At 71.4% G+C, this 16,117-nt stretch carries 15 protein-coding genes; 10 read left to right on the top strand and 5 right to left on the bottom strand.

The window, feature by feature from the left end; translation table 11 throughout:
* Positions 1 to 25 precede the first annotated feature (25 nt).
* Positions 26 to 679 carry a DUF1707 domain-containing protein gene (locus ACFRMN_RS17165; protein ID WP_383019858.1) on the bottom strand — a complete coding sequence of 218 codons (654 nt, stop codon included), beginning with the start codon at positions 677 to 679 and terminating at the stop codon, positions 26 to 28.
* Between the two features lie 244 nt (positions 680 to 923).
* Between ACFRMN_RS17165 and ACFRMN_RS17160 the strand changes: the two genes are divergently transcribed.
* The 5 genes from ACFRMN_RS17160 to ACFRMN_RS17140 all read left to right on the top strand — a co-directional run bounded on the left by ACFRMN_RS17160 (position 924) and on the right by ACFRMN_RS17140 (position 4,553).
* Positions 924 to 1,427, top strand: coding sequence for a pyridoxamine 5'-phosphate oxidase family protein (locus ACFRMN_RS17160; RefSeq protein ID WP_383019856.1), 504 nt, complete (start codon positions 924 to 926; stop codon positions 1,425 to 1,427).
* 196 nt (positions 1,428 to 1,623) lie between these two features.
* Complete coding sequence (locus ACFRMN_RS17155; RefSeq protein ID WP_015607926.1) at positions 1,624 to 1,827, top strand: cold-shock protein; 204 nt, start codon at positions 1,624 to 1,626, stop codon at positions 1,825 to 1,827.
* 91 nt (positions 1,828 to 1,918) lie between these two features.
* On the top strand, positions 1,919 to 3,475 hold the full coding sequence (locus ACFRMN_RS17150) for a DEAD/DEAH box helicase (RefSeq protein ID WP_383019854.1): 1,557 nt from the start codon (positions 1,919 to 1,921) through the stop codon (positions 3,473 to 3,475).
* A gap of 263 nt (positions 3,476 to 3,738) precedes the next feature.
* Positions 3,739 to 4,128, top strand: coding sequence for a ribonuclease domain-containing protein (locus tag ACFRMN_RS17145; RefSeq protein ID WP_383019851.1), 390 nt, complete (start codon positions 3,739 to 3,741; stop codon positions 4,126 to 4,128).
* A gap of 38 nt (positions 4,129 to 4,166) precedes the next feature.
* On the top strand, positions 4,167 to 4,553 hold the full coding sequence (locus ACFRMN_RS17140; RefSeq protein ID WP_383019848.1) for a barstar family protein: 387 nt from the start codon (positions 4,167 to 4,169) through the stop codon (positions 4,551 to 4,553).
* 12 nt (positions 4,554 to 4,565) lie between these two features.
* Here the strand turns inward: ACFRMN_RS17140 and ACFRMN_RS17135 are convergent, their stop codons facing one another.
* The 3 genes from ACFRMN_RS17135 to ACFRMN_RS17125 form a co-directional block, all read right to left on the bottom strand.
* On the bottom strand, positions 4,566 to 4,835 hold the full coding sequence (locus ACFRMN_RS17135) for a HEAT repeat domain-containing protein (protein ID WP_383019846.1): 270 nt from the start codon (positions 4,833 to 4,835) through the stop codon (positions 4,566 to 4,568).
* Entirely contained in the window at positions 4,801 to 6,093 is a 1,293-nt protein-coding gene (locus ACFRMN_RS17130) for an ankyrin repeat domain-containing protein (protein WP_383019843.1), read from the bottom strand. Before ACFRMN_RS17130 ends, ACFRMN_RS17135 begins: the two co-directional genes overlap by 35 nt.
* Before the next feature lie 101 nt (positions 6,094 to 6,194).
* Positions 6,195 to 7,097 carry a hypothetical protein gene (locus ACFRMN_RS17125; RefSeq protein WP_383019841.1) on the bottom strand — a complete coding sequence of 301 codons (903 nt, stop codon included), beginning with the start codon at positions 7,095 to 7,097 and terminating at the stop codon, positions 6,195 to 6,197.
* Between the two features lie 387 nt (positions 7,098 to 7,484).
* On the opposite strand from ACFRMN_RS17125, the gene ACFRMN_RS17120 reads away from it, so the two are divergent.
* Entirely contained in the window at positions 7,485 to 8,297 is an 813-nt protein-coding gene (locus ACFRMN_RS17120) for a S1 family peptidase (RefSeq protein ID WP_383019838.1), read from the top strand.
* A gap of 195 nt (positions 8,298 to 8,492) precedes the next feature.
* Here ACFRMN_RS17120 and ACFRMN_RS17115 read toward each other — a convergent pair whose 3' ends face one another.
* Positions 8,493 to 10,265, bottom strand: coding sequence for a beta-galactosidase family protein (locus ACFRMN_RS17115; RefSeq protein WP_383019835.1), 1,773 nt, complete (start codon positions 10,263 to 10,265; stop codon positions 8,493 to 8,495).
* Positions 10,266 to 10,478: 213 nt separating this feature from the next.
* Here ACFRMN_RS17115 and ACFRMN_RS17110 point away from each other — a divergent pair, with 213 nt between their 5' ends.
* The 4 genes from ACFRMN_RS17110 to ACFRMN_RS17095 all read left to right on the top strand — a co-directional run bounded on the left by ACFRMN_RS17110 (position 10,479) and on the right by ACFRMN_RS17095 (position 16,054).
* Entirely contained in the window at positions 10,479 to 11,390 is a 912-nt protein-coding gene (locus tag ACFRMN_RS17110) for a helix-turn-helix domain-containing protein (RefSeq protein ID WP_383019833.1), read from the top strand.
* Positions 11,377 to 11,751 carry a chorismate mutase gene (locus ACFRMN_RS17105; protein ID WP_383019830.1) on the top strand — a complete coding sequence of 125 codons (375 nt, stop codon included), beginning with the start codon at positions 11,377 to 11,379 and terminating at the stop codon, positions 11,749 to 11,751. The genes ACFRMN_RS17110 and ACFRMN_RS17105 overlap by 14 nt, the downstream gene beginning before the upstream one ends.
* A gap of 86 nt (positions 11,752 to 11,837) precedes the next feature.
* Positions 11,838 to 14,378, top strand: a complete 2,541-nt coding sequence (pepN, locus tag ACFRMN_RS17100) for an aminopeptidase N (RefSeq protein WP_383019828.1) — start codon at positions 11,838 to 11,840, stop codon at positions 14,376 to 14,378.
* Positions 14,379 to 14,644: 266 nt separating this feature from the next.
* Entirely contained in the window at positions 14,645 to 16,054 is a 1,410-nt protein-coding gene (locus ACFRMN_RS17095) for a lysine N(6)-hydroxylase/L-ornithine N(5)-oxygenase family protein (RefSeq protein ID WP_383019825.1), read from the top strand.
* Positions 16,055 to 16,117 lie beyond the last annotated feature (63 nt).

Genomic DNA, 16,117 nt, shown 5'->3' with positions numbered 1-16,117 from the left:
CCGCCGGTGGTTCGCGTCGATGGAGTCAGTGGCCGGCCGGCGGGGACGGTGGTCTGCGCAGCAGCCACTGTCCGAACGTCCGACGCGCGGGCCGCACGACGACGCGGCCATGGATCTTCCTGCCCACCAGTTCCACGCGCAGTGTGACCGGCGCACCGAGGTCCGGAGCCTGACGGACCTTGACCTTGGTGTGCTCCAGTCTCAGACCGTCCGTATCGACCACGACGCCCGGCCCGGTGACCAGCGTCAGGGTCCCGCCCTTCATATCCATGTCGATCCGCAAGGTGTCTTGCGTGGTCACAGCCTGAGTGAAGTCGAGCGTCACCGCGCACCACTCCACCGCGAGCTCCAGCCTCCGGGGGGCCACCCAGCGCCCCACACGCGTGACGGGACTGAACTTCTGGTCGATCCGGAGTACGTCCTTGACCTCTGCCACGGCCGCGCCGGTCGAGGCCGAGACGGGCGGCAGGTCGACGGTGAGCGCCGTGAGTTCGCTGACGGTCCGCGCCGACAGGGCGGCCTCCAGGCGCTCGTCCAACTCGTCCGAGGTCAGCCGGCCGTCTCCCGCCGCGATACGCAGCACGTCCACCACCTGGTCCCGGTCCGCGTGAGAGGCCCGCAGCTCGGGCGGCGAGCCGGGGCCGGAGCGCTTCCCGGTGGGCGAGATCTCCTGCGACATGCTTCCGTCCTGGTCTGTCGAAGGTCTTCGCGATGCGGCCGACGGCACGACCGGAGCACTAACGCTATATCGCGACATGGGTCGCGGCCAACCCCTGTCGAGGCCACCAGGCCGGGAGGCCCCGCAGGCGAGGGGCGCCGGAAGCACCGGGAGCACCGGGGAAGCGCCGGGCCGCCCGTGGAACGGGACCACCGGGCCGCGAAAGGCGACAGAAGATGTCCGGTATTCCGTGTTGGCTGGGCGCATGACATTCACCTGGGCCGATTTCGTCTCGGCGGAGCCGCGCTTCGCCGAGACCGTTCAGCGGCGATTCGAGAAGCACACCCATCATGTCCTCGCCACCCTTCGCAAGGACGGCTCCCCGCGCGTGACAGGGCTCGAAGTCACCTTCCGATTCGGGGAGTTGTGGCTCGGCATGATGCCGAATTCCCGTAAGGCGCGGGATCTGACGCGCGACCCGCGCTTCGCCGTGCACGCGAATCCGGGGGAGGGCGCCGAGATGGCCGACGGCGACGTCAGAGTCGCCGGACGGGCGGTCGAGGTCATGGACGAGGAGACGCTTGTGCGGTTCGCGGCGGAGGTCGAACCTCCGTTTCCGTTTCATCTCTTCCGGGTCGATCTCGGCGAGGTGGTACGGACCGGACTCGACGGAGACGACCTGGTCGTACAGGTCTGGCGGCCGGACCGGCCGCTGCGCACCGTACGGCGCGGATCCGACGACAGCCCGCCGCGCGAGGATCACGGGTGATCGTCGCACCGGTGCTCGGGCGTGCTAGGCTGACTGCGTTGCAGTTTTGGTACCCATGAACTTTATGTGCGCCTGACGGGAATGTTCCTCAGGCGCATTATTGTTTTTGCCGGCTTCTCCGGATGGGGCTCAATGCGGCGACGAGGAATCCGTAAAGTGCGGATTTCCGGCTCTGCACCTGTTTTAGGAGAATGACATGGCTACTGGCACCGTGAAGTGGTTCAACTCGGAAAAGGGCTTCGGCTTCATTGAGCAGGACGGCGGCGGCGCCGACGTCTTCGCCCACTACTCGAACATCGCCACCCAGGGCTTCCGTGAGCTCCAGGAGGGCCAGAAGGTCTCGTTCGACGTCACGCAGGGCCAGAAGGGCCCGCAGGCGGAGAACATCGTCCCGGCCTAATTTCCGGACGTGTACCTCGCAGCCGGGGCCCGCACCGTGCAGGTGCGGGTCCCGGCTCGCGCTGTTCTCAGGCCCAGGAAGGCTTTTCCGAATGACTCGATCCGAACGCCCGGCTCGCGCTGCCCGCCCCGCCGGCAAGCGCCCGGTGAACTCCCGTGCGAAGGCGCCCGCGAAGGGCTCCGCGAGGCCGGCCGCCCGCCGCCCCGCCGCGCGCCCGCAGGAGTTCACGCTGCCGGAGACCCTTACCCCCGCGCTGCCCGCCGTCGAGGCGTTCGACGAGCTGGACATGCCCGCAGGACTGCTCAAGACGCTCACCGCCCAGGGTGTGACCACCCCGTTCCCCATCCAGGGCGCGACTCTCCCCAACTCCCTCGCGGGCCGCGACATCCTGGGCCGTGGACGTACCGGCTCCGGCAAGACGCTCGCCTTCGGGCTGGCGCTGCTCGCCCGTACGGCCGGCCGGCGCGCCGAGCCGCGCGCCCCGCTCGCGCTGGTGCTCGTACCCACGCGTGAGCTGGCGCAGCAGGTGACCGACGCGCTCACCCCGTACGCCACCGCCGTCAATCTGAAGCTGACGACGGTCGTCGGCGGGCTCTCGATCGGCAAGCAGGCGGGTTCGCTGCGGCGCGGCGCCGAAGTGCTCGTCGCGACCCCCGGGCGGCTGAAGGACCTCATCGAGCGCGGCGACTGCCGGCTCGACCAGGTGTCGATCACCGTGCTCGACGAGGCCGACCAGATGGCCGACATGGGCTTCATGCCGCAGGTCACCGCGCTGCTCAAGCAGGTCGAGCCGGACGGGCAGCGGATGCTGTTCTCGGCGACGCTGGACAAGAACATCGACCGGCTCGTACGGCAGTACCTGACGGACCCGGTCGTGCACTCCGTCGACCCTTCACAGGGCGCGGTCACGACGATGGAGCACCATGTGCTCTACGTCCTGGACGAGACGGACAAGAAGGAAGTCACCACGCGGATCGCGGCGCGCGACGGCCGGGTACTGCTCTTCCTGGACACCAAGCGGTCGGTGGACCGGCTGGTGAAGCGGCTGCTGGCGAGCGGCGTACGGGCCTCGGGGCTGCACGGCGGCCGTTCGCAGCCGCAGCGCAACCGGACGCTGGAACAGTTCAAGACGGGACTGGTCACCTGCCTCGTCGCGACGAATGTCGCGGCCCGCGGCATCCATGTCGACGATCTCGACCTGGTCGTGAACGTGGACCCGCCGGTCGACCACAAGGACTATCTGCACCGCGGCGGACGTACCGCCAGGGCGGGGGAGTCCGGCAGTGTCGTGACGCTCGTACTGCCCGAGCAGCGGCGCGAGATGACCCGGCTGATGTCGGACGCGGGGATCGCTCCCAGGTCCGCGCGGATCAAGTCCACGGACGAGGAACTGGCGACGCTCACCGGCGCGCGGGTGCCCTCCGGGGTGGCCGTCACCATCGAGGTGCCGCAGCAGCCCGTCCAGGCGAAGCCGAAGACGCGGGCGTCGCGTCCGGCCAGGAAGAACACCGGCGGTGGCGGTGGCGCGGGCGGCGGCTCGGGCGCCGGGGGCGGCGCGGCCCGTCTCGGCGGGGCCTCGCGCGGCAGCCGCGGCCGACGCGGCCGTCCGGACCGCGGCGCCGAGGGCGGACGCCGCACCGCCGCCTGAGAGGTACGTGGTCCCGCGCGCGAAGTCCCGCGTACGAGGCGCGCAAGTCCCGCGTACGAAGCGCGAAGTCCCGCGTACGGAAGAACGGACATACGGAAGCCCGGTGCCGCGCTCGGCGCGCCGCCGGGCTTCCGTACGTCCGGACCCGGGGCCCGCGCCGGGGTGTACGGGGTGCTACGGAGACGGGCCGGTCGGTTAACTTCCCGGAAACTCCACACAGTTGGCATTGACGTGTACGCGTCTACGCGCGTCATCATGGGGGCATGCGAATTCCCCCACGGATCGCCACCCTCGGTGGCATCGCCGCACTGGCCTCGACCCTCCTCATCGGCGGAGTCACCGCCACCGCCACCGCCGCCCCCACCGCGGTCGGCAGCATCTGCTACTCCAGGCTGCCGGTCCAGGCCCACGACACCCTCGACCTCATCGACCGGGGCGGGCCGTACCCGTACCCGCAGGACGGCGGCGTCTTCCAGAACCGGGAAGGCATCCTGCCGAGCCAGTCGAACGGCTACTACCACGAGTACACCGTCAAGACGCCCGGCTCCCCGGACCGCGGCGCGCGCCGCATCGTCACGGGCAACCGGACCAACGAGGACTACTACACCTCCAACCACTACGCGTCGTTCTCGCTCGTCAACTACGGCTGCTGACCGGTCGTCGACCGGAACCGGAAGGTAACCTCCGTCCCATGACGGTGACGTATGTGATCGACGGGGCGGAGGTCACCGGCCTCGAACGCTTCTGGCAGGTGATCGGCGCGGCCGTGAACGGGCCCGGCGGATACTTCGGGAGCAATCTCGACGCACTCGCCGACTGTCTGCGCGGCGGGTACGGAACGCCGGACGACGGCGACTTCGTCATCGAATGGCGCCGGCACGAACTCTCGCGCCACGCGCTCGGCCGGGAAGAGACCGTGCGTACGCTCCAGCGGCGGCTGGAGCGTGCGCACCCCGACAACAGGGCCGCCATCCAAGGGCGGTTGGACGCCGTCCGGGCCGGCGGCGGCCCGACCGTCTTCGACGAACTGGTGCGATTGATCGAGGAAGAGGCGCCCGGGGTTCTCCGGCTCCTCTGATGAAGACAGGATCTAGCGGCGGCGCGGGAGTGTCCGCTCCAGGCGCCGTCGCTCCGGGCCGTGCGGTACGTACCGCACCGCCTCCAGCGCCGTCCTGCGCGCGTATCCCTCCGGGTCCTCATCGCCGAGGATCCGGGCCAGCGCGTCGACCGCGCGCGGATCGCGGCGGGCCGCCAGCCCCTTGGCCGCGTCGGCGGCCGTATGCGCGTCCGGGTCGTTCAGCCGGGCCGCCAGCGCCTCGCGCAGCTCACGCGTGTCCGCGTCCAGGCCCGCCAGTGCCACGACCGCGCGGTCCCTGACCGACGCGTCCGCGTCCCTGCTCAGCAGCGTCAGCGCCCAGAGCGCGTCGCGGTCGTCGCCCGGTACGAGCCCGGTCAGCGCGAGGGCCGCCCGGCGCCGTACCCCGGAATGGGTGGCCGGTGTGGCGCAGGATCTCCGGGAGCGCGGCCGGGTCGCCGTACTGGCCGAGAGCCACCACGACCGCGCGGACCAGCTCCGGTTCCACGGCCCGCCGGGACAGTTCGCGCAGCAGGGGCACCGCGCGGGCGGCGAACGGAGTCTCCCCGTCCGCCGCGCCCAGCCGTGCCAGCACATCGGCGGCGAAGGCCCGTCGCAGCGGCTCGTCGCTCGCGCACCACGCGGCGGCGGCCTGGAACGTCTCCTCGTCACCGCGCCGCCACAGCGCGGACACCGACTCCGTCCAGTCGTCCCGGCCGGGGTCCCCGCAGCGCAGGGCCCGCGCCGCCAGTTCCTCGTACGGCGTCGGAATGCCCAGCTCCGTTTCGAGTATCGTCGCGACGGCCGCGTGCCCGGTCTGCTGCTCGCGGCCGGCCACCGGCACACCGTCCCGCAGCAGTTCGACGACGACGGTCTCCGAGCCGTCCTCCTCGATCCGGCGCACCACCGTCTCGTAACCGTCGCCGTAGGCGCTCAGCAGTCCGGCCCGCAGCTCCTGTTCGACATCGCGGGTCAGCCAGCGCCGCGCCTCGGCGAGCGCCGCGTCGCGCGTCCTCGCGTACACGCCGTCGGGCGCGCCCGCGCCGTAGCGGAGCAGGACCCGTACGGCGGGCGCGGAGCCGCGGCGAGCGGCCAGCAGCAGGGGCGGTTCACCGCCGGGGCCCGGCAGATCGGGGTCGGCGCCGTACTCAAGCAGCGCTTCGACGGTGTCCGCGAAGCCCTGCACGACCGCCCAGGCGACCGCCGTGAAGCCGAACTCCTCGCGCCCGTCGGGCGGCGCGCCGGCGGCGAGCAGCGCACGGACGACCTCGGTGTGCCCGCCGCAGGCCGCTCCGCACAGCGGCAGATCGCCGCCGTCCCGGCCGCTTGCCCGGCGGGGGTCGGCGCCCGCCGTGAGCAGCAGCCGTACGAGACCCGGCTCGTCGCTGACCGCCGCGCGGTAGAGGATCGTTTCGCCGTCCCCGTCGGTCGACTCGGCGGAGACACCGGCGCGGAGCAGCCGTACCACCGTGTCGGCGGCGCCGCCGCCCAGCGCCGCGAACAGCTCGTCGCCGCCCGCGCCCGCCGTCGGCTCATTCGTCATGCTTCGACCCTACGTTCGCCCGGGTTCCGCCGTCGTCCGGGATACGGCACGCGGGATACGGCACGCGGGAGCCGCACGCTCAGGTCCCGCTCAGGTCCCGCTCAGGTGTCGCAGTCCAGCACGCTCCCGCACAGTCCGCACCGCGCCCGCACCCGGCCGCGGACCGGCACCCGGATGCGCTGGAGGCAGGTGGGGCACGGGAACGAGACGCGCAGACCGTCCGCCAGGTGCTCGAAGGCGTACGGCGCGTACGGCTGGGCGGGGGCGGGCGCGGCGCCCGGGTGGTCCATCGCGTAGCGGCGGTCCTTGGCGTAGCGGTGCCGGCCCGACCAGCCCGCGGTGGTCAGCGGCGGCTGCTGCTCGTCACGCAGCGACTGCGCCCTGCCTTTCGTATACGACGTGTACCCCTGCGGGCTGGTGAACCAGATCCGCGGGTCCTCGTCAAAGACGAGCGCGCGCTTGGCGAGGACATAGCCGAACTCCTCAGGGGTGAGATAGCCGAGTTTCTGGCTGGAATCGCGGTCCTCGCGGTAGGCGTCCAGAAGCAGCCAGCCCGCGCCCAGATAGGTCGTGGCGGTGTCGGTGAGGATCTCGTTGTCACGGGTGCCGGGGAAGGAGAGACCGAGGCGGTGCAGCAGGACATGGGTGATCTCGTGGGCGAGGGCGGCGCCGATGTCCCTGCGGTGGGTACGGAAGCGGTTGTTCAGCTCGATGAAGTACTCGGGCCCGGCGGTCAGCTCGACATTCGCCGCGTGCTCCATGTCGCGGAAGCTCACGATCACGCGCGCGTCCGGCAACCGCAGCTGCTGGACCAGGGCGTGGGCCACGCGCTGCGTACCCAGATACAGATCGTCCACGTCGGAGAAGGCGACATCGGCGGGGGCCACGCTGGGGGCGTACGCGCGGATTTCGTCGGCCGAGAGCCGCCGGTAGAGCGCCGTGATGGCCGCGCGCGCCGTGTCGAGATGCGGATAGCCGTGCTGGACCTCGCCGCCGTTCGTCACGTCCGTACCCCCTGCGTCCCGCGTCCGGTCCTCCGCGCGGGACGGCCGGGCCCGCTCGACCCAACTCTACGGGCGCGCCCCGGGCGCCGGAGGGCCGTGCCCGGCTGGGCACGTCCGTTCAGCGGACGGCGCGTCTGATCGGTGGACGGCATGTCTGACCGGTGGACGGTGCGTCCTGTGATCGGACGGCGCGTCCGGCCAGAGGACAGTGGCCGACAAATATCCCTGACGGATGGCTGAAAGCAGGTTCTTGTGGCGTGGCTGATCCCCTCCGCATAATCCGGATCACGCTTTCTTGTCGGGCTCATGCCAGCGCTGCGCAACGCGCGTTGACCGGAGCCCGCCCAGTGAGCGAATCCCTCAAGCCCCCCCACGAAAGGCAGACCGTTGAGCATTCTGGGTGTCCTCAAGAGAACCGCCGCCGCCGGCGCGGTCGTGCTCGCCGCCATCAGCCTCCAGCCGTCGTCCGCCTCCGCCGCGCCCGCGCCGGTCGCGCCCAAGACCCAGGCCGCGGCGCCCCTCGCACCGCCCGTCGTCGGCGGCACCCGCGCCGCCCAGGGTGAATTCCCCTTCATGGTCCGGCTCTCCATGGGCTGTGGTGGCGCGCTGTACTCGCCGACCGTCGTGCTGACCGCCGCGCACTGTGTGAGCGGATCCGGCAACAACACCAGCATCACCGCCACCGCCGGTGTCGTCGACCTCCAGAGCACCAGCGCCATCAAGGTCAAGTCCACCAAGGTGCTCCAGGCCCCCGGCTACAACGGCGCGGGCAAGGACTGGGCGCTGATCAAGCTCGCCGCGCCCATCAACCTGCCGACCCTGAAGATCGCCACCACCACGCAGTACAACACCGGCAACTTCACCGTCGCCGGCTGGGGTGCGGCCACCGAGGGCGGCGGCCAGCAGCGCTACCTGCTCAAGGCCACCGTCCCGTTCGTCTCCGACGCCAGCTGCAACGCGTCGTACGGCGGCGAGATCATAGCGGGCGAGGAGATCTGCGCCGGCTACGCCCAGGGCGGCACGGACACCTGCCAGGGTGACTCGGGCGGTCCGATGTTCCGCAAGGACAGCGCCGGAGCCTTCATCCAGGTCGGCATCGTGAGCTGGGGCAACGGCTGCGCCCGGCCCAACTACCCCGGTGTCTACACCGAGGTCTCGACCTTCGCCTCCGCGATCGCCTCGGCCGCGTCGACTCTCTGACGCCCCGACGCCCCGACGCCCCGACGCCCCGACGCTCTGACGCTCTGACGTGATGCCGTAGGACCCCCGGGAGCAGGACTTCCGGGAGCAGGACCCCGGGCGGGGCAGGTGGCCGGACGCGTCAGTCCAACACCTGCCCCGCCCGTCTTCAGGACCACGCCCCGGGCCCGCCGCCGCCGGGACCGGCCCCTCGTCTCAGTACGTGGCGAGCCGCACGTACGGTTCGCCCGCGGCCTCCAGCTCCAGCACCCACACCTCGTTGCCGCCCTCGCGCAGCACCGGACCCGGCACGTACAGCGACTCCTGCGGGCCCCGCGACCAGTAGCGGCCCAGGCAGTGGCCGTTCACCCAGACGAAGCCCCGGGTCCAGGAGGGGAGCGTGAGCCGGGCGTCGCCCGCGCCCGCGACCTCGAAGACGGCGCGGTAGAGCCCCCGTCCCGCGTCGAGCCCCCGCGCCGCCTCGCCGTCCGGCGCGCGGAACGGGAGCTCCGCCACCGCCCGCGCGTCGTCGAAGGCGTCCAGACGCAGCCCCCGGGACCGTACGCCGTGCAGATACTGCCGCTCGTGCAGCACCCCGCCCGTGATGCCCTTGGACTCACCGAGACGCGGCCCGTAGTTGACCCGGCCCAGCGACTCCACCCAGATATCGACGGACGCCGGCCCGGCCACCGGCTCCGCCAGGGCCGGGCTCTCACCGTCGAGGACCTGAGCCCGTACCCCGTCCACATACACCACGGCCAGATCGCGCAGCCCGGCCAGCGTGAGTGCCCGGGGCGTCCGGGGGCCAGGGACCTCCAGCCGGTAGCGCACCAGACCTCGGTCCACGCCCAGTTCCTCGAAGGTGGGCGGCAGCGCCGTCTCCGACTCCGGTCCGCCCAGGGTCCCCAGGACCTCGTCCAGTGGCGCCCACGAGATGAACTCGGCGCGTACCGGATCGGCCAGGGCGGGGCACGGCCGCGGCAGCTCGGGCAGCGGGCCGCTCCGGTAGTCCGCCAGCACCTCGCGGAACCGCCAGAACTTCTCCGTCGGCCGGCCCGCCTCGTCGACCGGCGCGTCGTAGTCGTAGGAGGTGACGTCCGGTTTCAGCGCGCCGTCGTTCAGCTCACCGCTCCGGTTGGCGCCCGCCCAGCCCGCGACGCTCGTACCGCCGTGCGCCATATACACATTGACCGAGGCGCCGCACTCCAGGATCTCGCGCAGCGTGCCGGCCGCGTCCGCCGCGTCCCGTACGACATGCTCACCGCCCCAGTGGTCGAACCAGCCGCACCAGAACTCCATGCACATCAGCGGCCCGTCGGGGCGGTGCCCGCGCAGCGTCTCGAAGGCGGCGCGGGCACCCGAGCCGAAGTTGACCGTCGCCAGCAGCCCGGGGACCGAACCGCCGGTGAGCATATGGTCCTCGGGGCCGTCCGAGGTCACCAGCGGTACGGAGATCCCGCACGCGCGGGTCAGCTCGGCCAGCCGGGCCACATAGTCCCGGTCGGAGCCGTAACTCCCGTACTCGTTCTCGACCTGCACCATGATCACCGGACCGCCCCGGCCGATCTCGCGCTCGGCGACCCGTGGAAGCAGCTCGCGGTACCACCGCTCCACGCGCGTCAGATATCCGGCGTCCCCGGTCCGTATCCGGGCGCCCAGCGGGCCGGTCAGCCAGTACGGCAGCCCGCCGTTCTCCCACTCGGCGCAGATGTACGGGCCCGGCCGTACGATCGCCCACAGCCCCGCCCCGCGCACCGCGTCCAGGAACCGGCCGAGCGCGGCCACGTCGTGGTAGCGGCCGGGCTCCGGCTCGTGCAGATTCCACGGGACGTAGGTCTCCACACAGTTGAGGCCCATGGCGCGCAGCATCCCGAGCCGGTGGCCCCACAGCTCCTCATGGACGCGGAAGTAGTGCAGCGCCCCCGAGAGCAGCCGCACCGGCCGTCCGTCCAGCAGAAAGTCCTCGTCCCCCACCATGAACTCAGCCATCGACTCAGTCACCGTCCCCGCTCTCCCGTTCCGCGGCTCATGCCCCCGTGACTCATGTCCCGTGGCTCACCCTCTCCCTCTGGCGGTGGCACGGTCCATGGACAAAGATCGCCTCTGTTTGGACGAAGCTGACGTGACCGCGTGACCGCGTGACCGCGTGACCGCGTGACCGCGTGACCGGCGGCGACAGGGGAACAGTTGAGGTGGGAGCGGATGTATCACACCTGGATGCGGTACTTCACCCCCAGCCCGGTCCACCACCGGCTCGGGCTCGTCTGCCTCGGCGTCGGGCTCCAGCACGGCTGTCTGCCGACGGTCGGACCGCGCACCCTCGATCACCATGTGGCCGTCGTGATCAGCGCGGGCAGCGGCTGGTTCCGCGCGGCCGACGGGCGGCGCACCCCCGTCACCGCGCCCGCGCTGCTCTGGCTGACACCCGGCACCGCCCACCACTACGGGCCCGACGAGGAGCACGGCTGGGACGAGAGCTTCGTCGACTTCACCGGCCCCGCCACCGCCACCTACACGGAACTCGGCTACATAGAGCCGGACCGGCCCGTCGTACCGCTCTCCGACGCGACGGGCGCACGGGCGGCCGTCGCGCGTATCGCCCGCGCCGCGCGCCGGGGCAACCCGCTGCTCGAAGTCGAGACCGGCGCCGCCGTCCACGAACTGCTCGTCGCGCTGCGGCGGGCACGCGCCGACACCGACGCCGAGGGCGACCCGGTCCTGCGGGCACTGGCCCGCGACGCCTGCCGGACCCTCTCGGTCGCCGAACACGCCGCCCGCCACGGCATGACCCCCGCCGAACTGCGCACCGCCGTACGCAGAGCCGCCGGATGCAGCCCCAAGGACTATCTGCTGGGCATCCGACTCGGCCGCGCCAAAGAACTGCTCGCCGCGACGGAACTGCCCGTCGCGGCGGTCGCCCGGCGCGTCGGGTACGACGACCCCGCGTACTTCTCGCGGCTGTTCACCCGGCGCGTCGGTATGCCGCCCATCCGCTTCCGCGACCAGCAGGGGCGCGCGGTCCCCGGCGGCTGGAGCAACGAGATCCCGCATCCTGATCACCCGCCGACCATCGCGCCGCGCTCATCTACGCTGCTGGACCATGACAACGAGTGACCCCGGAACCGACCAGCCCGGCACGCACGACCCCGGAACCGACCAGCCCGGCGTCGACGAGGCGGTGCGGGCCGAGCTGAACCGCCTCCGCGACTCCATCGACAACATCGACGCGGCCGTCGTCCACATGCTCGCCGAGCGCTTCAAATGCACCCAGCAGGTCGGCGTACTCAAAGCCCGACACCAGCTCCCGCCGGCCGACCCGGCCCGTGAGTCCCGCCAGATCACCCGGCTCCGGGAACTCGCCGAGAACTCCAGACTGGACCCGGCCTTCGCCGAGAAACTCCTCAACTTCATCATCGCCGAAGTGATCAGACACCACGAGACGATCGCGGGCGAGACCCGGCGGAGCAACGGCTGAGGCCCCCGACAGCCACCGCCGCACCTGCGCTCGGAGCGCAATGAACCCTGATGCGCCGCTCACGGCACATCAGGCAGCATGACCCCATGTCCGTACTGACGCGCGACGAAGCGCAGACCAGAGCCCAGTTCCTCGACGTCCACCGGTACACGATCGCACTCGATCTGACCACCGGCGAGGACACCTTCGACTCCCGCACCGTCATCACGTTCACTGCCCTGGCTGCCGGAGACACCTTCGTCGAACTCAAGCCCGACACCCTGCGCTCCGCCACCCTCGACGGCCGGCCCCTCGACCCGGCCGCGCTCACCGGGAACCGGCTCCCCCTCACCGGCCTGACCGCCGGGGAACACGAGCTGCGCGTCGACGCCTCGATGCGGTACTCCCGCACCGGCGAGGGCATGCACCGCTTCACCGACCCCGCCGACGGCGAGACCTACGTCTACACCCAGCTGTTCATGGACGACGTCCAGCGCGTCTTCGCCGCCTTCGACCAGCCCGATCTCAAAGCCGTCTTCGAGCTGACCGTCACCGCGCCCGACCACTGGACCGTCCTCGGCAACGGCGTCGCCACGCGGACCGAGGGACGCCACTGGACCGTCGCCGCCACCCCGCTCATCTCCACCTACCTCGTCGCGATCGCCGCGGGCCCCTGGCACTCCGTACGCACCGAACACGCCGGACTGCCGTTCGCCATCCACTGCCGGCGCTCCCTCGCGCCCCACCTCGACGCCGACGCCGACGAGATCCTTGACATCACCCGCGCCTGCTACGACCGGTACCACGAGAAGTTCACCGAGCCGTACCCCTTCGACTCCTACGACCAGGCCTTCGTCCCCGAGTTCAACGCCGGCGCCATGGAGAACCCCGGACTCGTCACCTTCCGCGACGAATTCATCTACCGCTCCGCCGTCACCGACACCGAACGCCAGACCCGCGCCATGGTCATCGCCCACGAGATGGCCCACATGTGGTTCGGCGACCTCGTCACCCTCGCCTGGTGGGACGACATCTGGCTGAACGAGTCCTTCGCCGAGTACATGGGCTACCAGACCCTCACCGAAGCCACCCGCTTCACCGACACCTGGGTCGACTTCGGCGTCGGCCGCAAATCCTGGGGATACGACGCCGACCAGCGGCCCTCCACCCACCCCGTCGCCCCCGACGCCGTCCCCGACACCGCCTCCGCGCTGCTCAACTTCGACGGCATCTCCTACGCCAAAGGCGCCTCCGCGCTGCGCCAGCTCGTCGCCTGGCTCGGCGAGAAGGACTTCCTCGCCGGCATCAACACCCACTTCGCCCGGCACAAGTTCGCCAACGCCACCCTCGCCGACTTCATCGACTCCCTCGCCCACGCCACCGACCGTGACGTACACGCCTGGGCCGAGCAGTGGCTGCGCACGACCGGCGTCGACACCCTCACCCCGCGGATCTCCGGCACCGGCACCGGCACCGGCACCGACGCCGGTACGGGCACTGGTACGGGCACCGGCACCGATGGCGGCTGGACCCTCGACGTCGTACGCGACGGCAGCCGCCCGCACCGCGTCACCGTCGGCGCCTACGACCTCGACCCCGCCGACCCGGCCCGGCTGACCCGGCGCGACCTCCTCGAACTCGACCTGCCACTGACCGCGCCCGTCACCTCGGCCGGCCGCCGCCCCGCCCTCGTCGTCCTCAACGACCGCGACCTGACCTACGCCAAGGTCCGGCTCGACGACGCCTCCTGGGACACCGCCCTGCGCGCCCTCTCCGGCATCCCCGACCCGCTCACCCGCACCGTCGTCTGGAACGCCGCCCGCGACATGGTCCGCGACGGCGACCTCGCCCCCACCGCCTATCTGGACGCGGCCCGCGTCCACCTGCCGCGTGAGACGGATCTCGCCGTCGTCCAGGGCGTCCTGGACTTCACCGCCGGCCAGATCACCGACCGCTATCTGAACGACACGGACCGCCCGGCCGCCCTCGCCACCCTCACCGCGATCTCCCGCGACCTGATCCGCCACACCGAGGACGGCGAGAACCCCGGACTGCGCCTCACCGCCGTACGCCACCTCATCGACGCAGCCACCCAGCCCGACACCCTCCAGGAATGGCTGGAATCCGGCAGCGTCCCCGGCGGCCCCGAGCTCGACCCCGAACTGCGCTGGCGCGTCCTCACCCGGCTCGCCGTCCTCGGCGCCGTCGACCCCACCGCCATCGACGCCGAACTCGAACGCGACCCCAGCGCCACCGGCCAGGAAGGCGCGGCCCGCTGCCACGCCGCCCTGCCCGACCCGGAGGCCAAAGCCCGCGCATGGGCCGGACTCTTCGAGACCGACGACCTCTCCAACTACCTCTTCACCGCCACCGCCCAGGGCTTCTGGCAACCCGAACAGGCCACGCTGGTACGGGAGTACGTGCCCCGCTACTACACCGCCGCCGTCACACTCGCCAACCGGCGCGGACCGGCCATCGCCGACGCGGCCGGCCGCTACGCCTTCCCCCTGTACGCGATCGACGAGGAGTCACTGAACCTCGGCAGGACGTGCCTGGACACCGCGGAAATGATCCCGGCGCTGCGCCGCAAGCTCGTCGACCAGCTCGACGACCTGCACCGGGCGCTACGGGTCCGCACCGGCTCCTGACCGCCCCGCCGCGCTCGCGGTCCGGGACCAGTGGGTGCACCGGTCCCGGACCCATGCCGAAAACGCCCGCGATCCGGCGTACGCCTACACGCTCAGGCGCGTCGCGCACGCCGGATCCACGAGCGTTTTCAGCCGACTTCCCGCGTCCTTCGCCAGGCGCCAATACCCCGCGCGGGCGGGCTCGTTGTGCTCCATAGGCACCAACTCCGACCCCCGGACCCCCCGGGTGCCCGGGGTGCCCGACTCGTGGAAGGCAGCACCCGCCGATGATCGCCCAGCCAACCGACCTCACCCAGCCCCGCGACCTGGTGGGTGTCGGCATCGGCCCGTTCAATCTCTCCCTCGCCGCACTCGCCGACAGAATCCGCGGCGGACTCGCCACCACCTTCTTCGACCAGAACCCCGTCTTCCGCTGGCACCCCGGCCTGCTCATCGACGGCGCCAGCCTCCAGGTCCCCTTCCTCGCCGACCTGGTCACCCTCGCCGACCCCGCCAGCCCCTGGTCCTTCCTCAGCTACCTCCGGGCCCGCGACCGGCTCTACCCCTTCTACTTCGCCGAGCGCTTCCACATCCAGCGCGCCGAGTACGACGCCTACTGCCGCTGGGTCAGCGAACAACTCCCCGGACTCCACTTCGGCCACCAGGTCGACGCCGTCCGCTGGAACCCCGAACGCGACCTCTTCGAAATCGACTTCACCCAGCTCGACCAGGACGGCGAGGTCGAAGCCCTCGGCCGCGCCCACGCCCGCCACATCGCGCTCGGCATCGGCACCGAGCCATACATCCCCGAGCCGCTCAAACCACTCGTCGAAGCCCCCGCCGTGCCGGTCATCCACTCCGCCGACTACCTCAAACACCGCGACCGGCTCCTCGCCGCCGGACACATCACCGTCATCGGATCAGGACAGTCCGGCGCCGAGATCTTCCTCGACCTGCTGCGCGCCAGGCCCACCGGAGCCGAGAAGATCCACTGGCTGGCCCGCACCGAGGCCTTCGCACCCATGGAGTACTCCAAGCTCGGCCTGGAACAATTCACCCCCGACTACACCCGCTACTTCCACGCCCTGCCCGAGCACGTACGCGACGACCTGATCCCCCGGCAGTGGCAGCTCCACAAAGGCATCGACACCGACACCATCGCCGCCATCCACGACGAGCTGTACCGGCGAACCCTGCACGGCGGCTGGCCCGACGCCGTCCTCACACCAGGCGTCTCCGTCCGCACCGCGGGGCGCGTCGCCACAACAAAGATCGAACTCCATCTGGAACACGCCCAGCAGGCCACCAGGTCCCGGCTCACCACCGACGCCGTCGTCCTCGCCACCGGCTACCGGGAACGCCCCCTCGACCGGATCCTCGCCGGACTCGACCCCTACATGCGCCGGGACAGCTCAGGACGTCCCCGGATCGACCAGCACCACCGCATGACCCTGGACCCCTCAGTCACCGGCTCCGTCTACGTCCAGAACGGCGAACGGCACACCCACGGCGTCGGCGCGCCCGACCTCGGGCTCGCGGCCTGGCGCAGCGCCACCATCCTCAACCACCTCACCGGCAAAGAGTCCTACCCCTTGCCCCGGCGCACCGCGTTCACCAGCTTCGGACTCGACGGACGGGACCGGACCCGCACGGTGCCCGCACCGAGGGGTCTGGTCCCGCTCACCGAAGTACGCTGACACAAGCCGGCGTACGCCCACAGTCGGCCGGCGTACGCCGACATCAGACGTACGCCGACTTCA

The sequence above is a fragment of the Streptomyces sp. NPDC056835 genome, from assembly GCF_042789485.1.
GTDB lineage: Bacteria > Actinomycetota > Actinomycetes > Streptomycetales > Streptomycetaceae > Streptomyces.
Note: the sequence above shows the minus strand (reverse complement) of the source record. Positions and strands in the feature narration are given on the sequence as shown.

What these genes read in the sequence shown, in the direction of transcription:
- ACFRMN_RS17110 (WP_383019833.1), top strand. Translation starts at nt 10,479, where the DNA reads ATGTATCACACCTGGATGCGGTACTTCACCCCCAGCCCGGTCCACCAC.
- ACFRMN_RS17155 (WP_015607926.1), top strand. Translation starts at nt 1,624, where the DNA reads ATGGCTACTGGCACCGTGAAGTGGTTCAACTCGGAAAAGGGCTTCGGC.
- ACFRMN_RS17115 (WP_383019835.1), bottom strand. Translation starts at nt 10,265, where the DNA reads ATGGCTGAGTTCATGGTGGGGGACGAGGACTTTCTGCTGGACGGACGG.
- ACFRMN_RS17140 (WP_383019848.1), top strand. Translation starts at nt 4,167, where the DNA reads ATGACGGTGACGTATGTGATCGACGGGGCGGAGGTCACCGGCCTCGAA.
- ACFRMN_RS17095 (WP_383019825.1), top strand. Translation starts at nt 14,645, where the DNA reads ATGATCGCCCAGCCAACCGACCTCACCCAGCCCCGCGACCTGGTGGGT.
- ACFRMN_RS17150 (WP_383019854.1), top strand. Translation starts at nt 1,919, where the DNA reads ATGACTCGATCCGAACGCCCGGCTCGCGCTGCCCGCCCCGCCGGCAAG.
- ACFRMN_RS17105 (WP_383019830.1), top strand. Translation starts at nt 11,377, where the DNA reads ATGACAACGAGTGACCCCGGAACCGACCAGCCCGGCACGCACGACCCC.
- ACFRMN_RS17165 (WP_383019858.1), bottom strand. Translation starts at nt 679, where the DNA reads ATGTCGCAGGAGATCTCGCCCACCGGGAAGCGCTCCGGCCCCGGCTCG.
- ACFRMN_RS17160 (WP_383019856.1), top strand. Translation starts at nt 924, where the DNA reads ATGACATTCACCTGGGCCGATTTCGTCTCGGCGGAGCCGCGCTTCGCC.
- ACFRMN_RS17130 (WP_383019843.1), bottom strand. Translation starts at nt 6,093, where the DNA reads ATGACGAATGAGCCGACGGCGGGCGCGGGCGGCGACGAGCTGTTCGCG.
- ACFRMN_RS17145 (WP_383019851.1), top strand. Translation starts at nt 3,739, where the DNA reads ATGCGAATTCCCCCACGGATCGCCACCCTCGGTGGCATCGCCGCACTG.
- pepN (WP_383019828.1), top strand. Translation starts at nt 11,838, where the DNA reads ATGTCCGTACTGACGCGCGACGAAGCGCAGACCAGAGCCCAGTTCCTC.